At 47.9% G+C, this 19,825-nt stretch carries 19 protein-coding genes; 18 read left to right on the forward strand and 1 reads right to left on the reverse strand.

Features of this window, described 5'->3' with window-relative positions; all coding sequences use genetic code 11:
* The first annotated feature begins 23 nt into the window (after nt 1-23).
* The 7 genes from recG to FNY66_RS06895 all read left to right on the forward strand — a co-directional run bounded on the left by recG (nt 24) and on the right by FNY66_RS06895 (nt 7,508).
* Nucleotides 24-2,084: an ATP-dependent DNA helicase RecG gene (recG, locus tag FNY66_RS06865; RefSeq protein ID WP_150310669.1), complete on the forward strand. Its 2,061-nt coding sequence runs from the start codon at nt 24-26 to the stop codon at nt 2,082-2,084.
* Nucleotides 2,085-2,128: 44 nt separating this feature from the next.
* Nucleotides 2,129-3,004, forward strand: a complete 876-nt coding sequence (locus FNY66_RS06870) for an AraC family transcriptional regulator (RefSeq protein ID WP_150310670.1) — start codon at nt 2,129-2,131, stop codon at nt 3,002-3,004.
* Between the two features lie 139 nt (nt 3,005-3,143).
* Nucleotides 3,144-5,369, forward strand: coding sequence for an alpha-galactosidase (locus FNY66_RS06875; protein WP_150310671.1), 2,226 nt, complete (start codon nt 3,144-3,146; stop codon nt 5,367-5,369).
* A 201-nt stretch (nt 5,370-5,570) separates the two neighbouring features.
* A complete protein-coding gene (locus FNY66_RS06880) occupies nt 5,571-5,777 on the forward strand; it encodes an alpha/beta-type small acid-soluble spore protein (RefSeq protein ID WP_087150429.1) in 207 nt (68 codons plus the stop codon).
* A 98-nt stretch (nt 5,778-5,875) separates the two neighbouring features.
* Nucleotides 5,876-6,445, forward strand: a complete 570-nt coding sequence (gene rsmD / locus FNY66_RS06885; protein WP_150310672.1) for a 16S rRNA (guanine(966)-N(2))-methyltransferase RsmD — start codon at nt 5,876-5,878, stop codon at nt 6,443-6,445.
* The gene (coaD, locus tag FNY66_RS06890) at nt 6,439-6,936 is read left to right on the forward strand and encodes a pantetheine-phosphate adenylyltransferase (protein ID WP_087150431.1); all 498 of its coding nucleotides are present in this window, start codon (nt 6,439-6,441) and stop codon (nt 6,934-6,936) included. Before rsmD ends, coaD begins: the two co-directional genes overlap by 7 nt.
* Nucleotides 6,933-7,508: an ATPase gene (locus FNY66_RS06895; protein WP_087150432.1), complete on the forward strand. Its 576-nt coding sequence runs from the start codon at nt 6,933-6,935 to the stop codon at nt 7,506-7,508. Before coaD ends, FNY66_RS06895 begins: the two co-directional genes overlap by 4 nt.
* A gap of 47 nt (nt 7,509-7,555) precedes the next feature.
* On the opposite strand, the gene FNY66_RS06900 is transcribed toward FNY66_RS06895, so the two are convergent.
* Nucleotides 7,556-8,488, reverse strand: coding sequence for a transporter (locus FNY66_RS06900; RefSeq protein WP_150310673.1), 933 nt, complete (start codon nt 8,486-8,488; stop codon nt 7,556-7,558).
* 183 nt (nt 8,489-8,671) lie between these two features.
* Between FNY66_RS06900 and FNY66_RS06905 the strand changes: the two genes are divergently transcribed.
* The 11 genes from FNY66_RS06905 (at nt 8,672) to hisD (ending at nt 19,800) form a co-directional block, all read left to right on the forward strand.
* Nucleotides 8,672-9,418, forward strand: a complete 747-nt coding sequence (locus tag FNY66_RS06905) for a M23 family metallopeptidase (protein ID WP_229409466.1) — start codon at nt 8,672-8,674, stop codon at nt 9,416-9,418.
* Between the two features lie 29 nt (nt 9,419-9,447).
* Nucleotides 9,448-10,899: an RsmF rRNA methyltransferase first C-terminal domain-containing protein gene (locus FNY66_RS06910; protein ID WP_150310675.1), complete on the forward strand. Its 1,452-nt coding sequence runs from the start codon at nt 9,448-9,450 to the stop codon at nt 10,897-10,899.
* Nucleotides 10,896-11,621 carry a pseudouridine synthase gene (locus FNY66_RS06915; RefSeq protein ID WP_087150435.1) on the forward strand — a complete coding sequence of 242 codons (726 nt, stop codon included), beginning with the start codon at nt 10,896-10,898 and terminating at the stop codon, nt 11,619-11,621. Before FNY66_RS06910 ends, FNY66_RS06915 begins: the two co-directional genes overlap by 4 nt.
* Nucleotides 11,597-12,277 carry an HAD family hydrolase gene (locus tag FNY66_RS06920; protein ID WP_150310676.1) on the forward strand — a complete coding sequence of 227 codons (681 nt, stop codon included), beginning with the start codon at nt 11,597-11,599 and terminating at the stop codon, nt 12,275-12,277. Before FNY66_RS06915 ends, FNY66_RS06920 begins: the two co-directional genes overlap by 25 nt.
* A 35-nt stretch (nt 12,278-12,312) precedes the next feature.
* Nucleotides 12,313-14,169 carry a YgiQ family radical SAM protein gene (locus FNY66_RS06925; RefSeq protein WP_229409468.1) on the forward strand — a complete coding sequence of 619 codons (1,857 nt, stop codon included), beginning with the start codon at nt 12,313-12,315 and terminating at the stop codon, nt 14,167-14,169.
* A 9-nt stretch (nt 14,170-14,178) separates the two neighbouring features.
* Nucleotides 14,179-14,940: an SDR family NAD(P)-dependent oxidoreductase gene (locus FNY66_RS06930; RefSeq protein WP_150310678.1), complete on the forward strand. Its 762-nt coding sequence runs from the start codon at nt 14,179-14,181 to the stop codon at nt 14,938-14,940.
* Entirely contained in the window at nt 14,937-15,956 is a 1,020-nt protein-coding gene (locus FNY66_RS06935) for an RluA family pseudouridine synthase (protein ID WP_150310679.1), read from the forward strand. Before FNY66_RS06930 ends, FNY66_RS06935 begins: the two co-directional genes overlap by 4 nt.
* Complete coding sequence (locus FNY66_RS06940) at nt 15,929-16,465, forward strand: Holliday junction resolvase RecU (protein ID WP_150310680.1); 537 nt, start codon at nt 15,929-15,931, stop codon at nt 16,463-16,465. The genes FNY66_RS06935 and FNY66_RS06940 overlap by 28 nt, the downstream gene beginning before the upstream one ends.
* A 94-nt stretch (nt 16,466-16,559) precedes the next feature.
* Complete coding sequence (gene hisZ, locus FNY66_RS06945; RefSeq protein WP_150310681.1) at nt 16,560-17,798, forward strand: ATP phosphoribosyltransferase regulatory subunit; 1,239 nt, start codon at nt 16,560-16,562, stop codon at nt 17,796-17,798.
* Nucleotides 17,799-17,824: 26 nt separating this feature from the next.
* Complete coding sequence (hisG, locus tag FNY66_RS06950; RefSeq protein WP_150310682.1) at nt 17,825-18,472, forward strand: ATP phosphoribosyltransferase; 648 nt, start codon at nt 17,825-17,827, stop codon at nt 18,470-18,472.
* 17 nt (nt 18,473-18,489) lie between these two features.
* Complete coding sequence (hisD, locus tag FNY66_RS06955) at nt 18,490-19,800, forward strand: histidinol dehydrogenase (protein WP_150310683.1); 1,311 nt, start codon at nt 18,490-18,492, stop codon at nt 19,798-19,800.
* Nucleotides 19,801-19,825 lie beyond the last annotated feature (25 nt).

Genomic DNA, 19,825 nt, shown 5'->3' on the forward strand with positions numbered 1-19,825 from the left:
AGAACAGATAACGGAGCAATTGTATGAAAAGCAGATCAAGTATAGGAACTCTAAAGGGTATCGGTGAAAAGACAGAAAATCTGTTTCATCGGATGGGGATCTACCGGGTCGAGGATCTGATCAGGTATTATCCTCGTGGATTTGAAATATATGAGGATCCGGTTCCCATCAGCGAAGTAGAAGAAGGGAAGATCAATACGATCGCCGGCAGTGTATTCGGACGCATCGCCGTATCAGTAAACCGTTCAATGCAGATTACCACACTGAATCTAAAGGATCTGACCGGTACGATCAAAGTGCTCTGGTTCCGTATGCCTTTTCTCAGGACCACACTTGGGAAAGGCGGAACGCTCATACTGCGCGGGCGGGTGGTACGGAAAAGAGACCGGCTTGTAATGGAGCACCCGGAAATATTCTATCCGGCATCGAAGTATGATGAGAAGCGTTATTCCATGCAGCCGGTCTATCCGCTGACAGCCGGTCTGACAAATAATACAGTGATAAAAGCAGTCCGTCAGTCACTTGAAGCAGTGGATGACTCCTTAGACATCCTTCCCGCCGGTCTCGCAGAGAAATATGGGTTTCTCCCTTACAGTGAGGCGGTCAGACGAATGCATTTTCCAGAGGATAAAGATGCATTTATCCGTGCCAGAGAACGATTCGTTTATGAGGAGTTTCTGGTATTCATCCTCTCCCTGCGGCGTATGAAATCGAGTGAAAACCGTGCTGAAAATCATTTTAAACTGGAGGATCGTCCGGAAATCGATCAGTTTCTGGAAACACTGCCGTACGACCTGACCGATGCCCAGATGAAAGTATGGGGAGAGATTAAGAGAGATATGCAGAGTAATCATGTCATGTCACGCCTTGTACAGGGGGATGTGGGATCGGGAAAGACGATTGTTGCATTCCTCGGCCTGCTCCTCGCCGGGCTCAACGGATATCAGGGGGCTTTAATGGCCCCTACCGAAGTACTTGCGAAGCAGCATTACGAGAATATCTCCGAGATGCTGGAACGCTACCGGCTGTCTCTGAGGGCAGAACTGCTCACCGGATCGATGACTGCAAAACAGAAGCGCGAGGCGTATGATAGGATACGCTCCGGAGAGGCTGCGATCATCATAGGTACCCATGCACTGATCCAGAATAAGGTAGTCTATCATGATCTTGCACTCGTAGTCACTGATGAACAGCACCGCTTTGGTGTAAAACAGAGGGAATCCCTTGCCGGCAAAGGGTATATGCCTCACATTCTTGTTATGAGTGCCACGCCTATTCCCAGAACACTTGCGATCATACTGTACGGGGATCTTGATATCTCTGTAATAGATGAGCTGCCGAAAAACCGTCTTCCCATAAAAAACTGCGTAGTAGATACCAGCTACAGAGAAACAGCCTATCGTTTCATGAAGAAACAGGTATTAAGCGGCAGGCAGTGTTATGTCATCTGTCCCATGGTGGAAGAGAGCGAGAGTCTTGAGGCTGAAAATGTTCAGGATTATTCCCGCATGTTTTCCGAAGAAATGGGCGAAAACATTCGCGTCGGCCATCTCCACGGAAAAATGAAGCAGCAGGAGAAAGACGAGATCATGGAAGCTTTCGGACGAAATGAGATCCAGATCCTCGTATCTACCACGGTAATCGAAGTAGGAATCGACGTACCCAATGCCACCGTCATAATGATTGAGAATGCAGAGAGATTTGGCCTTGCGCAGCTTCATCAGCTTAGAGGACGTGTCGGCAGAGGCAGGTATCAATCCTACTGCATCTTTATGTCTGCGTCCAAATCCGACGAGACAAAAGAGCGGCTCGATATACTGAATCATTCCAACGACGGCTTCTTTATTGCCGGTGAAGACCTCAGGCTGCGGGGGCCGGGGGATTTGTTCGGTATCCGCCAGAGCGGCATCCTGGACTTTAAAATCGCAGATGTTTTCCAGGATGCGAAGCTGCTCCAGAGCGCAAGTAATGACGCAGGGGAACTCCTCTCAGCGGATCCTGAATTGTCCGCTAAGGAAAACAGCGGGCTGAAGCACTATATCGACCGAAAAATCAGTGAAATCATGCTTGAGACAACATTATAAACATTCACATAGAAAATTTCTCTTTCAGGAGGAAAGCAATACTCATGGAAAATTCATATGTCCTTCAACTTAAAAACAGAAAGTTCTCAGAATTTTATCTGTGTTACTGCGGCTATGCTAAATGCGAGTCTCTTCACAGTTTCGGTCCTGCAGTCCGTCCAAACTATCTGATTCATCTTATTCTCGACGGACATGGACGTTTCCAGACCGGAGATGCCACATACGAGCTCGCGGCAGGTCAGGGCTTTCTGATCGAACCCGAAGTACAGACGTTTTATCAGGCGGACAAGAACGATCCGTGGACTTATCTGTGGGTGGGATTTGGCGGAAGCCGTGCCGGGGAGTACTTAAGAGATATCGGTCTGGGAAACGGAAGCGGGACGTTTCGATGCGGCGAGACAGGAAAGCTCAAGAATATGCTGATTAATATTCTGAAGAAGAACACATATACGGTTGAAAACGACTTTTACAGGGAGAGTTTTCTCTATTCTTTCTTCGCCGTACTCTCCGGAAGTATAGATGGCGAGAAAATCTCCCGCGAAGAGACAGAGAACATTTATGTACGCGAAGCGCTTGAATATATCCAGAACAATTACCATTATGGAATCCGTGTATCTGATATTTCTGACTATGTGGGCATCAGCCGCGGATATCTCCATACACTGTTTACCAAAAATCTGAATCAGTCTCCCCAGGAATATCTCGTCAATTACCGGATCACACGAGCAGAAGAACTCCTGACGGTCACCGACCTGTCCATAGAAGGAGTAGCTCAATCCTGCGGTTATAGTGATCCCCTTGTATTCTCCAAACTGTTCAAGAAAAAAACAGGAAAGACACCTTCTTTATATCGGAAGTCAGACTGGGAAGAAACCCGTGACAGTCTGCGCAGAAGACAGCACCGGCTGGATACACTCTGATATATGCATCTATCCACTGCCAGTGTATTGCAGTGTACATAATGACTGTTTTTCCTTACATTTCCACCTGTTCCTTTCCAAAAAGATTCCTATAATAAGATTCAGTAAAGAAAACAGAGAGGAACAGGAGAAATCACACATGAACATTTCCGTAAACAGCAAAAAAGACACATTCCACCTTTACAACAATGAAATCAGTTATATTATGACAGTCCTGCCGAACAGACAGATGGGACAGCTTTATTTCGGAGCAAGGATCCATGAGCGTGAGGATTATTCTTATCTTCTGGAAATGAGATCCCGACCGATGACTGCATGCATCTCCGAAGCTGACAAAGTTTTTTCCATGGAACATATCCGTCAGGAATACGGCGTGTTTGGGTCTACTGATTTCCGTTCTCCCGCAGTAGAAATACTTCAGAAGAACGGGAGCCGTATCTGTGAATTCCTTTTTGAGGATTACCGGATTGAGAGCGGAAAACCGGAGCTGGAAGGGCTTCCTGCTACCTATACAGAAGATAAAAGAGAAGCGATGACTCTCGTAGTTATCCTGAAAGATCCGCTTACGCAGATACGTCTCGAACTTCTCTATACTATCTTTGAAAAAGGAGGTATTCTTGCACGGAGTGCACGATTTATCAATGAGAGCACCGACGACGTCCATCTGACCACTGCCATGAGCATCTGCATGGATCTTCCGGACAGTGATTACGAATGGATACAGTTCTCCGGAGCATGGGCGAGAGAACGTTATCCGAAGACAAGACATCTGGAGGCCGGTATCCAGTCTGTAGGAAGCATGCGAGGCCATTCCTCCCACAACCACAATCCTTTTGTGATCCTCAAACGCCCGACTGCAGATGAATTTCAAGGTGAGGCTATCGGTTTCAGTTTGATCTACAGCGGCAATTTTCTCGCGCAGGCGGAAGTAGATTCTTATAATACAACAAGATTTACAATGGGCATCCATCCGGCAGGTTTCGACTGGAAGTTATCATCCGGGGAGACCTTCCAGACGCCAGAGGCTGTCATAGTATACACGGACAAAGGTATGAACAGTCTGAGCCAGACGTTCCACCGCCTGTATCAGAAGCGCCTTGCAAGAGGTTACTGGAGAGACAGGGAGCGTCCGATTCTCATCAATAACTGGGAAGCTACCTATTTTGATTTCGATGAGGAGAAACTGCTGACAATCGCGCGCAAGGCAAAAGAATGCGGCGTAGAGCTCTTCGTGCTCGACGACGGCTGGTTCGGACAGAGAAACCATGAGCATGCCGGGCTGGGGGACTGGTTTGCAAACGAAAAGAAACTTCCAGCAGGGATCACCGGGCTCTCCGAAAAGATCGAAGAGATGGGCATGATGTTCGGGCTCTGGTTCGAGCCTGAGATGATAAATAAAGATTCAAACTTGTACCGCGAGCATCCTGACTGGATCATTGAGACTCCCGGGCGCAATACTTCCCATGGACGATTTCAGTATGTGCTGGATTTTTCAAGAGAGGAAGTAGTGGACAGAATATACGAGATGATGGCAAAGCTTCTCTCCGAGGCTAAAATCTCTTACATCAAATGGGACATGAACCGGAGCATCACGGAATGTTACAGTGCGGCATTTTCGCCGGACCGCCAGGGAGAAGTGTATCACCGGTACATCCTTGGCGTCTACAATCTGTATGAAAGACTCACAAGCAGTTTCCCGCAGGTTCTCTTCGAATCCTGCGCCAGCGGCGGAGGACGCTTTGACCCGGGCCTTCTTTATTATGCGCCTCAGGGGTGGACCAGCGACGATACAGATGCTGTCGAACGGCTGAAGATACAGTATGGTACATCCTATTGCTATCCGGTAAGCTGTATGGGAAGCCATGTATCTATCACTCCAAATCATCAGCTTAATCGTTTTACCCCGCTTTATACACGGGCAAATGTTGCGTATTTCGGGACCTTTGGCTACGAACTCGATCTAAACAAGCTGACGGACAAAGAATTAGAAGAGGTAAAAAAGCAGATTTGCTTTATGAAAAAAAATCGCAGCCTTATCCAGTACGGAACTTTCTACCGTCTGCAAAGTCCGTTTAAGAGCAATGTGGCAGGCTGGATGGTTGTAAATACAGATAGAACGAAAGCTATCGTCGGAAGGTACAAGATCCTAAACGGTGCAAACCAGCCATTCGAGAGAATGTACTTAAAAGGTTTGGATGCAGACACAAAATACCTTATTAACGGAACAGATACACACTACGGTGATGAGCTGATGAACTGCGGCCTGATTACCACGGATGCATCTGCAGGAGAGAGTGCGCCGGGAGAGAAGATGAGCTGTGATTTTGACTCAAAGCTGTATATAATTGAAGCTTTAGAAAAATAAAAGAGGAAATATTTCCAGTTTAAAAGATCGAATTCTCCACATACTACTGATGTAACACGAATCACCGAACAGCAGATGTATGATAACCGGCTGCAAACAAGCGGCAGATTACATACAGATGCAGCCGGTCTGAAATGTTACAAAACAAACGAGAGTAACTTCCAAGTCAAGTTACGAAAATGCAAAAGGAGGAAATTGATCATGGCAAGTCGTTCATCTAACAGAGCAGCAGTGCCTGAAGCTAAAGGCGCTCTGGACAAATTCAAGTACGAAGTGGCCAACGAGCTGGGGGTACCGTTATCTGACGGTTACAACGGCGACCTTACTTCCAAGCAGAACGGATCAGTAGGCGGATATATGGTCAAGAAAATGATCGAGCAGCAGGAAAAACAGATGGCAGGCAAATAACATCTGCATTTTCCTCAAACAGGAGAAAAGCGTCTGGGATTGACCTGGACGCTTTTTTCTGCTAAAATGCACCATATCAGGAAACGGGGTGGCATTTTATGAGAGTGATTGCCGGCAGCGCGAGAAGTTTAAAACTTAAGACACCGGATGGTCTGGATACCAGGCCGACAACTGACCGTATCAAGGAAACACTGTTCAACATCATCGGTCCGACAGTGTATGACAGCATTTTTCTCGATCTTTTCAGCGGAAGCGGCGGAATCGGTATCGAGGCTTTGAGCCGGGGCGCTAAAGAAGCTGTATTTGTCGAGAACGATCCCAAAGCGATGCGGTGTATCAAAGACAACTTGCGGTTTACACGTCTTGAGCCAAAAGCTGTCACTATGACGACGGATGTAATGAACGCACTGTACCGGCTTGAAGGTGAAAAGATATTTGACATTATTTTCATGGATCCGCCATACAACCGTGAACTGGAAAGAAAAGTACTTGAATACCTGTCCGGGTCGGATCTTGTATATGATGATACCACGATTATTGTCGAAGCATCGAAGGAGACGGATTTTTCTTATGCAGAAGAACTGGGATTCTCTGTCATACGCGAGAAAATCTACAAAACGAATAAACATGTGTTTATTGGGAGAGCGGGGGTTGAAGAAATATGTTAAGAGCAATTTATCCCGGCAGTTTTGATCCGGTCACATACGGGCATAGAGACATCATCGAAAGATCCTCTAAAATCGTAGATGAACTGATTGTCGGAGTATTGTGTAATAAAGCGAAAATGCCGTTGTTTTCTGTGGAAGAACGTGTTAAAATGTTAAATGAAGTGACAAAAGATCTCAAAAATATCCGGATCGTTCCTTTCGACGGGCTTCTCGTTGAGTTTGCTGCGAAGATGGAAGCAGATCTGATCATAAGAGGACTGCGTGCGATCACGGATTTTGAATATGAATTGCAAATGTCACAGACAAATCATAAACTGGAACCAAATGTTGAGACAATGTTTTTGACTACCAGTATTGAATATTCATATTTGAGTTCCACCACAGTAAAAGAAATCGCTGCTTTTGGGGGAGATCTTACACAGTTTGTGCCGGAAGCAGTGGCTGTGGAACTTAGGAAAAAGATGAGTACAAAAGGAGAGTGTAACAAATGAGCAGCCGTATTGAGCAGATTATCGAAGAGATCGAGGAGTACATCGACAGAGATTGTAAATTCCAGCCGCTGTCTACGACTAAGATCATTGTCAATAAGGAGCATCTTGACGAGCTTTTGAGAGAACTCCGCATGAAGACACCAGATGAGATCAAGCGTTATCAGAAGATTATCGCAAATCGTGACGCCATACTTGCTGACGCAAAGGCAAAAGCCGAGGCCATGATCGAGGATGCACAGGTACAGACGACAGAGCTCGTCAGTGAACATGAGATCATGCAGCAGGCATATGCGCAGGCGAACGAGATTGTAACTCAGGCGACAGCACAAGCTCAGGAAATTATCGACAACGCCACATCTGACGCCAATGCTATCCGTATCGGCGCGATCCAGTACACAGACGACCTTCTTGCCAATGCGGAGAGCATCATAGGTCATACACTTGACAGTTACACGACAAAATATGACGGTCTGATCAATTCCCTTCAGGAATGCTATGACACTGTCCGTTCCAACCGTGCGGAACTTGAGATTCCGGATGAAGATACCGGCAGTTATGATTCCCAGAATTAAGCGGACCTTAACTTCGGCTGACAAAGAAGACGGCCGGCGGCTATTATTCAGAACATACGCATATATAAAGCACCTGCCAGACTGGCTGCCGCTGCGGCAGTCAGTTTTTGTATGATGTAAGGCAGAAACGGCAGACCTGTATCTTTAATCATACATTGTGTCTGTGCTGCCGCACAGAAGCCACCGAATGAAGTAAGACCCAGTATGAGAGGATAACTAACCGACAGATCTGCCAGCAGTCTGTTGACCATAAGTATGCCATTGGTCATTTCCAGCGTCGGCAGAATCACGGCAAGTATTTTATTGTCTGCTGTAATATTTCCAGGCAGGGATATCAATATCGAAAAGAATATGATATATAACCCTACATTTACAATGGATTCAAAGCTGTCTGTCAGGCAGGCATCCAGCATCGTAAAATCCACTGTTTTTCTAATGTTTGTATCTTTTTGGTCCACATCCGGGAAATGTTTCTCTCCCTTTAAATAGAATCTGCGGAAAAGTAGACTGAGAAAGACCGGGACACCGACCAGGATCAGCAGGGTGGGAATCATAAGATCCTCTCTGCCAAGTGTCTTCCACACGATAAAATTCATAATAAAGACCGGGCTTGTATTATTACAGAAAGATAGAAGATACGCCCCCTCGTTCTGAGTTATCCTGCCCGCACGCACCAAATCTGCCGACACTTTTGCTCCCATCGGGTAACCGCACAGGAATCCGGTTATCACTGCAAATGCACCGTTTTTTGATGTTGCGAACAAAACTGAGAACATTCTGCCGAACAGCCGCGCTATAATATTGATGCCGCCTCCCGCATGCATCAGCCCGGAGATGAGCATAAATGGAAACAGGGTCGGAAATACGATCTGGAACCATAGAAGCAGTCCGCTTTCAGCCCCTTCAAAAACTGCTTTGGGCGAGAAGAGCATCGCAAGGAAAAGGAAAACTATTGGAAGAGCCGATATGATCTGTTTCATAAAAACGTCCCGCTCCTGTTTATCTAATAGTCAATTTAGATATATGACAATAGTATGTTCTTTATGAACAGCTCATATAGTAAAAGAAAAAAGGAGTCACTCTTGAAACACATTTTAAGATACTGCCTTCTTTTATTTCTTATCACTTTCTTCTGTTCACTGTGGATACCGAGACTTCGTTATATGAGTGAGAGAAGCCGGCTGTCTTCAGATATAGTGGAAAGCGCAGAATTCCGGCAGCAGACAGTCGACCAAGGAACGGCAGGCTTGATCCGTGACATGGATTCTCCGGGTGAATACCTGGCTGTATACTGGCTTGAGAGCAGGTTCGGTGAACGCAGCATCAATCTTTCTCCGGATGACGCCCTCTCTTTGAGAAAACGCTGGGAAAAAGCGGATGGATGGAGTGATTATTTAAGTACGTGTCAGGCCATCTGGGACGATCTCGTTTATTTCCCTGTCGCATCGTCAAAGACTGCCGATATTAATGTGACATTTGAAGATTCCTGGATGTTCGACCGGTCATACAAAGGAGAGAGAGTACATGAAGGCACAGATATCATGCCGGACAAAAACGAGCGCGGCGTCCTGCCTGTCGTAAGCATGACAGATGGTGTAGTGCAGAACAAGGGCTGGCTTGAACTGGGTGGATACCGCATCGGTATCCGTACTCCCGGCGGTGCGTACTTCTATTATGCCCATCTGGACTCCTACGCAGATATTGAAGAGGGGGATAAGATAAAAGCCGGAGACCTGCTCGGCTATATGGGCGACACCGGATACGGAACTGAAGAGGGAACGAAAGGAAAATTCCCAGTACATCTGCATCTGGGAATCTATGTATATGATAAGGGTCAGGAGATCAGCGTGAATCCCTATCCGGCCCTCAAATACGTTGAAGAGAAAAATATCGACTATCATGAAAGATAATGATATACTATCGACTATGGAGGAAAAAAATGAATCTGCCATCAGCGTTTGAAGAGAAAATGAAATACCTGCTCGGCACGGAATACGACGATTATCTTAATTGTTTTGACGAACCGCGCCATTATGGGCTCCGTATCAATACGGCCAAAATTTCGGTGGAGGATTTTCTTAAAATCTCTCCATGGCCTTTGGAAAAAGTACCGTGGATACATAACGGATTTTATTATGACGGCGAGAACTGTCAGCCGGCGAAACATCCCTATTACTATGCCGGTCTTTATTACCTGCAGGAGCCGAGTGCCATGACGCCTGCCGACCGCCTTCCCATAGAACCGGGCGACCGCGTACTGGACGTATGCGCTGCCCCTGGCGGAAAGGCGACGGAGCTGGGGGCCAGATTAAACGGTACCGGCGTCCTGGCAGCTAATGACTTGAGCACTTCCCGCGCAAAAGGTCTCCTGAAAAATATTGAACTTATGGGAATCGGTAATGTCCTCGTCCTGAGCGAGGAGCCGGGAAAACTGATTCCTTATTTTACAGAATATTTTGACAAGATCCTGATCGACGCCCCCTGCTCCGGCGAGGGAATGTTCCGCAAAGACCGAAAAATGATCCGTGCATGGGAAGAGCACGGTCCGGATTATTTTTCTAAGATCCAGAGGAGTATCATCACGCAGGCTGCACAGATGCTGCGTCCGGGCGGCATGATCCTGTACTCGACCTGTACGTTCTCCCCTGAAGAAAATGAACAGACGATCGAATACCTTCTGAAGCAGCGCCCTGATTTTGATATATGCGAGATGGAAGGGTATGAAGGTTTCTCACAGGGACTGCCTGAGATGACGGATTCCGGGGATGAGCGTCTCAGACATACAGTACGTATTTTCCCTCACCGGATGAAAGGTGAAGGGCATTTTCTGGCTTTGCTCAGGAAAAAGGAAACCGGCAGTCTGGAGGAAGAGATGGTGGCTGCCCCGTCCACATATCCAGGTGCAGGATCATGCAGGAAATCCGGGGCTCAGACTGGCGCAAGAACCGGCGCAGGGCGCAAAAAACTTCCGGAAGAACTTACCTCTTTCCTCGCAGACATAAATCGCCAATTTGATCCGGACCGGATGGATATCCGCGGTGACAAAGTTTATTATATGCCAGAGGGAATGCCGGCTTTAAACGGCATACGGTTTCTCCGCACAGGTCTCTTCCTCGGTGAACTCAAGAAGAAGAGATTTGAACCGAGTCAGGCATTTGCGATGAATCTGAAGAAAGAAGAGTATGCACGTATCATTGATCTGCCCGTGTCTGACGAGCGGGTCATTAAATATCTGAAAGGGGAGACACTGGATGTTGAGGACCTTGTATCTGCAAAGGAGAAGGGCTGGTATCTCGTCTGTGTGGACGGATATCCCCTCGGCTTCGGAAAACTTGCAGGTCAGGTTCTGAAGAATAAATATCTCCCCGGATGGCGGTGGCAGTCAGTATGAAGATCAGACTCGACAAATACCTTGCGGATATGGGACTCGGCACGAGAAGCGAGGTCAAAAAAGAAATCCGGAACGGAAGAGTTTCTCTCAACGGTACCGCAGTATACCGGCCGGAGATAAAGATCGATACAGATCAGGACAAGATCACATTTCAGGGTGAACCAGTCATCTATGAAAAATACGAATACTATATGCTGAACAAACCGGCTGGTGTTGTGTCTGCCACTGAAGACCGGAATGAGACAACCGTGATCGATCTGATCAAAGACAGAAAGAGAGATGATCTCTTTCCTGTGGGAAGACTTGACAAAGATACTGAAGGGCTTCTTATCATCACCAATGACGGTGATCTCGCACACCGGCTGCTCTCGCCAAAGAAGCATGTGGATAAGGTCTATTTTGCGAGGGTAAAAGGACTTGTAACAGAAGAGGATATACAAAGCTTTACACAGGGGCTGGATATCGGAGACGAGAAGCCGACTCTCCCTGCAGAGCTTGTCATCTGTTCTCCGGGCGGGATCTCCGAGATCTGTCTGACGATCCGCGAAGGGAGATTCCATCAGGTCAAACGGATGTTCCAGGCAGTCGGGAAAGAAGTCATTTATCTGAAGCGTCTCCGAATGGGCTGCATCACTCTGGATGAAGCACTGAAACCGGGAGAATATCGCAGACTGACAGAAGAAGAGGTAAAACGATTATGCTCACAGGAAAGAAAGCTGTAATATTTGACATGGACGGCTCTTTGGTAGACTCCATGTGGATCTGGCCCGAGGTCGACCGGATCTATATGGAGAAATACCATCTCACGGAGCCTGCCACTTTTCACAGAGATATCGAGGGCAAGAGTTACACAGAGACCGCCCGGTACTTTGTCGACACATTCCAGACACTGGACAGGACAGTAGAACAGGTTATGCAGGAGTGGCGTGACATGACGATCCGTCTCTACGCCACAGAGGTATTTCCAAAACCGGGCGCCGTTGAATTTTTAAAAGCTATGAAAAAGCAGGGCGTCTTACTGGGCATTGCGACCAGTAATGACCGAACTATCGCCGACGCCGCCCTGCAGGCGCGGCATCTTGCGCCGTACTTTGATTCTATACGCACTTCCTGCGAGGTATCCGCGGGGAAACCGGCTCCGGATGTTTATCTGAAAGTAGCAGAAGATCTCCGCATTGAACCGTCCTCGTGCCTTGTCTTCGAAGACGTGCCCAATGGCATTCTCGCGGGCAAGAACGCCGGAATGGAAGTGTGCGCTGTGGATGATGAATTTTCCAGAGGTCTGGAAGCGGAAAAGAAACGCCTCGCCGATTATTTTATCCGTGATTTTAATGATATTTTGAGACATACCTATGAAAGGTGCGATGAACAGACGTGACACGCAGTAAATTTTTACCTGTAGACAGAAATGATATGATCGAGAGAGGATGGGACAGCGTAGACTTTGTCTATGTGATCGGAGACGCCTATGTAGATCATCCCTCTTTCGGACATGCCATCATAAGCCGGGTGCTGGAATCCCACGGATACCGTGTGGGGATCATTTCCCAGCCTGACTGGAAAGATAAAAAGAGCATACAAGTTTTCGGGGAACCGCGCTTAGGTTTCCTTGTTTCCGCCGGCAATATGGACTCTATGGTCAACCATTACAGTGTATCGAAAAAACGCAGGAAGACTGATGCCTACACCCCCGGCGGTGAGATGGGAAAACGTCCGGACTATGCATGTGTAGTGTACGGCAATCTGATCCGTCAGACATACAAGAAGACTCCCATCATCCTTGGCGGGATCGAGGCCAGTCTGCGAAGACTTGCGCACTATGATTACTGGTCAGACCGTCTGAAGCGGTCTGTTCTTCTGGACTCGGGAGCTGATATCATCTCATACGGGATGGGGGAACGCTCTATCGTCGAGATCGCTGATGCACTGGATGCAGGAATCCCTGTAAACGAGCTGACTTATATCGACGGTACGGTCGTGAAAATAAAAGACAGGGACCGGATCTATGACGCAGAATTTCTTCCGTCCTACGAAGATCTGAAAGCAGACAAAAAGACTTATGCCGACAGTTTTTATACTCAGTATCTCAATACTGACGCTTTCAATGGAAAGCGTCTGGCGGAACCATACTCGGATCATCTCTTCGTCGTACAAAATCCGCCGTCAAAACCTTTGAGCGTATCCGAGATGGATGACGTCTATTCACTTCCCTACACGCGGACATACCATCCGTCCTATGAGGCAAAAGGCGGCATCCCGGCCATCTCAGAGATCCGGTTCAGCCTTATCAGCAACAGAGGATGCTTCGGCGGCTGCAGTTTCTGCGCCCTCACATTCCATCAGGGTAGGATCGTACAGGTGAGGAGCCATGAATCACTCCTGAAAGAGGCAGAGATCATCACAAAGGAGAAAGACTTCAAAGGTTATATCCACGATGTGGGAGGACCGACGGCAAATTTCCGCCATCCTTCGTGCAAAAAACAGACTGAACACGGCGTCTGCAGGAATCGGCAGTGCCTGTTCCCGAAGCCCTGCGGCAATCTAGATGCCGATCACAGCGATTATGTGTCCCTTTTAAAGAAGCTGAGAGAACTGCCAGGCATAAAAAAAGTATTCATCCGTTCAGGTATCCGGTTCGACTATCTTCTCGCAGACAGGAAACGGGATTTCTTAAAGGAGCTCTGTCAGTATCATGTGAGCGGCCAGCTCAAAGTGGCGCCGGAACATGTGGCTCGTCCTGTCCTCTCCCTGATGGGAAAACCGGAACACAGCGTATATGAGAAATTTACGGAAGAGTTTTATAAAATGAATGCGAAGATCGGGAAAAAGCAGTATCTTGTTCCCTATCTTATGTCTTCACATCCCGGTTCCACGTTAAAAGAAGCCGTAGAGCTTGCCGAGTACTGCAGGGATCTGGGGTACATGCCGGAACAGGTACAGGATTTCTATCCTACGCCTTCCACCTTGTCCACCTGTATGTACTATACCGGGCTGGATCCCCGGACAGGCCAAAAGGTATATGTACCGAAGAATCCTCACGAGAAGGCGATGCAGAGAGCGCTCATCCAATACAGGAATCCCGAGCTCTACGACCTTGTCCTGGAAGCCTTAAAACGCGCAGGGCGCATGGATCTTGTAGGCTTTGGTCCGAAGTGCCTGATCCGCCCCAGACGGAGCAATGAAAAACAGTTTTCCGGGACACGGACAGATAAAGCTCCCCGTCCCCGGAAGAAAAAGAAAACGATACGCAATATTCACAAAAAAAAGTGAGGCGATCTTATGAAAATAGCAGTTATAACAGGCGCATCCTCGGGGATGGGAAGAGAATTTGTCCGTCAGACCGGACATTTTTACCGGAATCTGGATGAAATCTGGGTGATCGCCAGAAGGAAAGAGCGCCTGGAACGTCTCCGAAAAGAGAGCCGTGTGCCTCTTCGTATCTTTGACGGAGATTTACTGAAAAAACAAGTATATAAACAGTATCACAGCGAACTTAAGGAATGGCAGCCTGAGGTGCGCATGCTTGTCAACGCGGCGGGTTTCGGAAGATCGGGAAAATTTGCCGATCTTGCTTCAGAAAGCAAGAAGCTCCAGACAGACATGGTGGATCTTAACTGCAGGGCGCTGACCCGCATGATCCAGATCACACTGCCGTATATGGGAAAAGGCGGACGGATCATCAATCTGGCGTCAGCCGCGGCGTTTTGCCCGCAGAACGGTTTTGCAGTATATGCCGCCACAAAAGCGTATGTCCTGAGTCTCTCAAGAGCGCTTTCCTCAGAGCTTCGCACCCGCGGCATCATTGTGACAGCTGTGTGCCCGGGACCGGTGGACACCGAATTTTTCCGCGTGAGCGGAGAGCTGACTGCACCGCTCAAAAAACTTACAATGGTCAAAGCGCCCGCAGTTGTCCGCAAAGCACTGAAAGACAGCCGGAAGAGGCGGGAAATCTCAGTGTACGGTGTTCCCATGAAAGCCGCGCACATCGGTGCGAAACTGCTGCCGCACCGGCTGATACTGCGGGCAGAGGAGATGTTATGAGAGAGATCATCATAAGGCCAAACGAAGCCGGCCAGAGACTGGATAAATTTCTTACAAAATATATGGCACTGGCGCCGAAAAGCTTTTTCTATAAGATGCTGCGCAAGAAAAACATCACGCTCAACGGCAGGAAAGCCACAGGACAGGAAAAGCTCTCCGTAAATGATACTGTTAAGCTGTTCCTTTCCGATGAGACGATCGATAAATTTACAGAAAAGAAGACGCTGCATCAACCGGCGGACATACCGCCGGCAGACCTTGACATATTATATGAAGACAGGCATACAATCTTTATAAACAAGCCTGTGGGAATGCTCTCACAGAAAGCGGCAAAAAATGACATTTCTCTCGTAGAATATATGATAGGATACCTTCTTAAGAGCCGTCAGATCACGGAAGAAGAGCTCTGCACTTTCCATCCGTCTGTGTGCAACCGGCTGGACCGCAATACAAGCGGTATCGTAGCCGCCGGCAAGACACTGGCGGCACTGCAGGAATTAAGTGAAATGTTCCGTGAGCGCAGTGTAAAAAAATATTATCTCTGTCTGGCGGCAGGAACTGTCACCCAGGGGGCGCACATCAGCGGATTCCTGACAAAAGATCCGCGTACAAACACTGTCATATACAGCACATCCATGACAAAGGGCGCCGCGCGGATCGAGACAGAATACCGTCCTCTCAGTACAGGAGACAATGTCACTCTGCTCGAAGTTCATCTCATCACGGGAAAAACACATCAGATCCGGGCACACCTGGCTTCGCAGGGACATCCCATCATCGGGGACTACAAATACGGAGACAGAAAGATCAATGACAGATACCGCAGCGAATACGGGCTGACCTCACAGCTGCTGCATTCTGTCAGGCTCTGTATACCTGAATGTACCGGTACTCTTTCCGGCCTGTCGGGGAAAGTCTTAACCGCACCTCTGCCAGAGCTGTTCCAGAGGATATGTGAGGACAAGAAAATACAGAGGAGCTTTTTGAAATGGCCACATGGGGTTCAAGAGGACTAAGAGGATCTACACTAGAGGAATTCATCAACCATACAAATGAACGTTATACGGAAATGGGGCTTGCACTGATCCAGAAAATTCCCACACCGATCACACCGGTAAAGATCGATCAGGAGAGCAGGCATATCACATTGGCTTACTTTGACAAAATCAGTACTGTCGATTACATCGGAGCAGTCCAGGGGATTCCGGTCTGTTTTGACGCCAAGGAATGTAAAGCTGATACATTTCCTCTCCAGAACGTCCATGAACATCAGATGGATTTTATGGAGAAATTTGAAAAACAGAGCGGCGTCGCATTCCTTCTCATCTACTTCAGTACAAGGGATGAACTCTATTATATGCGCTATGAACAGATAAGAAAGTTCTGGGACCGTGGAAAAGCGGGCGGGCGTAAAAGTTTCCGGTACGAAGAACTGGAGCCGGGATGGTTTATGGAACTTAAACAGGGTTATTTCGTGCCGTATCTTGATATGATCCAGAAAGATCTGGACTGCCGTGATGAGTAGAATATGCTTTCAGGGATTGACAGAACTCCGCAAAATCCGTATAATTACATAGGAATTTAACGTATTAGCACATTAAAGTGAAAGAGGAGAGCATATGGAACAGAAACTTCACACCCCGGAAGGCGTCCGGGATATTTACAACAAAGAATGCGAAACCAAACTTGCACTTCAGAAAAAGTTGAATACCGTACTCCATCTGTACGGTTACAAGGATATACAGACGCCCACATTTGAATACTATGATGTGTTCCGTGAGGAGATCGGTTCCACATCAACTCAGGAGCTTTACAAATTCTTCGACAGAGAGGGGAATATCCTTGCTCTCAGACCGGATATCACTCCGTCTGTCGCGCGCGCAGCGGCCACACTGTTTGAGAATGAAGACTTCCCCATCCGACTCTGCTATTCGGGAAATACATTTATCAATCATTCCAGCTATCAGGGCCGTTTAAAAGAGAATACACAGCTCGGAGCAGAGCTTATCGGACTGGATGCCGTCGAGGCGGACGCTGAAATGATCGCCATGGTGGTAGACGGACTGAAGAAGACAGGATTAAAAGAATTTCAGGTCAGTATCGGACATGTTGATTTTATAAGCGGGCTTATGAACGCGGCTGACCTGCAGGAGGAAGAGAGCCGTGAAGTACGCACGCTCATCACAAACCGGAATTTCTTCGGCGTTGAAGAGCTCCTTGACAGTAAAAATGTAAAAGAAAGTGTAAAAGATGCTTTCCGTATCCTTCCGGAACTTGTCGGCGGACCTGAAGTACTCGAAGCAGCGCTCAAAGTAGCACCGGATCTGAACGCCCGTCTGGGAGTATCCAGACTACAGCAGATCTATCGCCTGCTCAAACTTTACGGTGCGGAAGACCATGTGACATTCGATTTGAGCATGAGCGGAAGCTACGGATACTATACCGGCATTATATTCCGTGCCTATACATACGGTACGGGCGATGCGGTCGTTCGCGGCGGACGATACGACCATCTGCTCGAAAAATTCGGCAAGAGCACACCTTCCATCGGTTTCGCCGTTATTCTCGATGAACTGATGAACGCTCTGAACCGCCAGAAGATTACTGTGGATACAGTCCATCAGAACCTGATCGTATATACCGAACAGACAGAGAAACGTGCCATCCCGCTCGCCTGCAGTTTCCGTGAAAAGGGCCGGAACATTGAGCTGATCAAACGGGAACCGGAGGAGGAGAGAGAAGTCTACGAGGCGTATGCCCGCCGTATGGGTACTTCCGTTCTGCTCTATCTCAGAGATGATGAGAAGATCGAGATGGTCAATCTTATGACAGGCGAAGAAAAGATCGCAGATCTGTAATAGCAGGATTTAAAGGAGCATGACTTATGAGATATCTGACATTCGCCCTGACAAAAGGGCGCCTGGCAAACAAAACACTGGAGATGCTGGAGAAACTTGGCATAACCTGTGACGAGATGAAAGACAAAGATTCCAGGAAACTGATCTTTACAAATGAAGAACTGAAACTGAAATTCTTCCTGGCAAAAGGACCGGATGTCCCGACTTATGTTGAGTACGGTGCAGCTGATATCGGCGTGGTCGGCAAGGATACGATCGTAGAAGAGGGGAGAAAAGTACATGAGGTGCTTGATCTCGGATTCGGGAAATGCCGGATGTGCGTCTGCGGCTATGAGAGTGCGGCAGAGCTTCTCGGGCACCACGAACTGATCCGTGTCGCCACTAAGTACCCGAAGATCGCAAAAGACTATTTTTACAATAAAAAGCATCAGACTGTGGAAATCATCAAAATGAACGGTTCCATCGAGCTTGCCCCGATCGTAGGCTTATCCGAAGTGATCGTGGATATAGTAGAAACCGGTTCAACTCTGAAAGAAAACGGGCTTGTCGTACTCGAGGAAGTCTGCCCGCTCTCAGCCCGTATGATCGTCAATCCGGTCAGCATGCGTATGGAAAACGACAGGATAAAGAAGCTTATCACAGACTTAAGAGCACTGCTCAGAGAAGATGTTTAAAGTACGGGAGGAATATTATGCGAATCGAAAAACTGGACCAGAATACAAAAAAGAGCCTGCTGGAAACACTTCTGAAGCGCAGTCCCAACAGCTATGGAAAATACGAGGAAAGTGTCCGCGAAATCCTGGATACCGTAAAAGATAAGAGAGATCAGGCTCTCTTTGAATATACAGAAAAGTTTGACGGCGCCCATATCAATGCCGACAATATCCTTGTCACGGAAGAAGAGATCAGAGAGGCCTATGAGAATGTAGATCCTGAACTGATCGATATTATAAGAAAAGCGCTCAAAAATATTGAGTCCTATCACGCAAAGCAGATGCAGTACAGCTGGTTTGACAGTAAACCGGACGGAACGATCCTCGGTCAGAAGGTGACGGCTCTGGAGCGTGTCGGCGTCTATGTGCCGGGAGGTAAAGCTGCCTATCCGTCATCCGTGCTCATGAATATCATGCCGGCCAAAGTTGCAGGCGTGGAGCAGATCATCATGGTCACTCCGCCCGGAAAGGACGGAAAAGTAACTCCTACGACTCTTGTTGCGGCAAATGAAGCCGGTGCGGACCGCATTTACAAGGTAGGCGGAGCTCAGGCGATCGCAGCGCTTGCCTACGGGACAGAGAGCATCCCGAAGGTGGATAAGATCGTAGGACCGGGAAACATCTATGTAGCGCTCGCAAAAAAGGCCGTGTACGGACATGTGAGTATCGACTCCATCGCAGGGCCCAGCGAGATCCTCGTACTTGCGGATGAGACGGCAAATCCGAGATACGTAGCAGCAGACCTTCTCTCTCAGGCAGAACATGATGAACTTGCAAGCGCGATCCTTGTGACGACAAGCGAAAAACTCGCCCATGAAGTATCGGACTGGACAGATCGGTTTATCCGTGAGCTTTCACGGGGAGAGATCATTCAGAAGTCGCTGGACAATTATGGACATATCCTCATTGCCGACACGCTGGACGACGCCATCGATGCTGCAAATGAGATTGCTTCAGAGCATATGGAAATCGTGACTGCCAATCCCTTCGAAGTAATGACTAAGATCCGCAACGCAGGCGCTATCTTCATCGGAGAGTATTCAAGCGAACCGCTGGGCGATTATTTTGCCGGCCCGAACCATGTGCTTCCTACAAATGGAACAGCCAAGTTCTTCTCGCCGCTCTCCGTGGACGATTTCATCAAAAAATCCAGCATTATCTCATATTCCAGGGATGCACTGGAGAAGATACACACAGATATCGAAAAATTTGCCGAGGCGGAGCATCTGACAGCACACGCCAATTCGATCAGAGTACGTTTCGACGGAAAAGATTTTGATGAAAAATAACAGACGGAGATTAATAAAGGAGGAC

It is taken from the genome of Mediterraneibacter catenae (assembly GCF_008691045.1).
GTDB classification, from domain to species: Bacteria; Bacillota; Clostridia; order Lachnospirales; family Lachnospiraceae; genus Mediterraneibacter; species Mediterraneibacter ornithocaccae.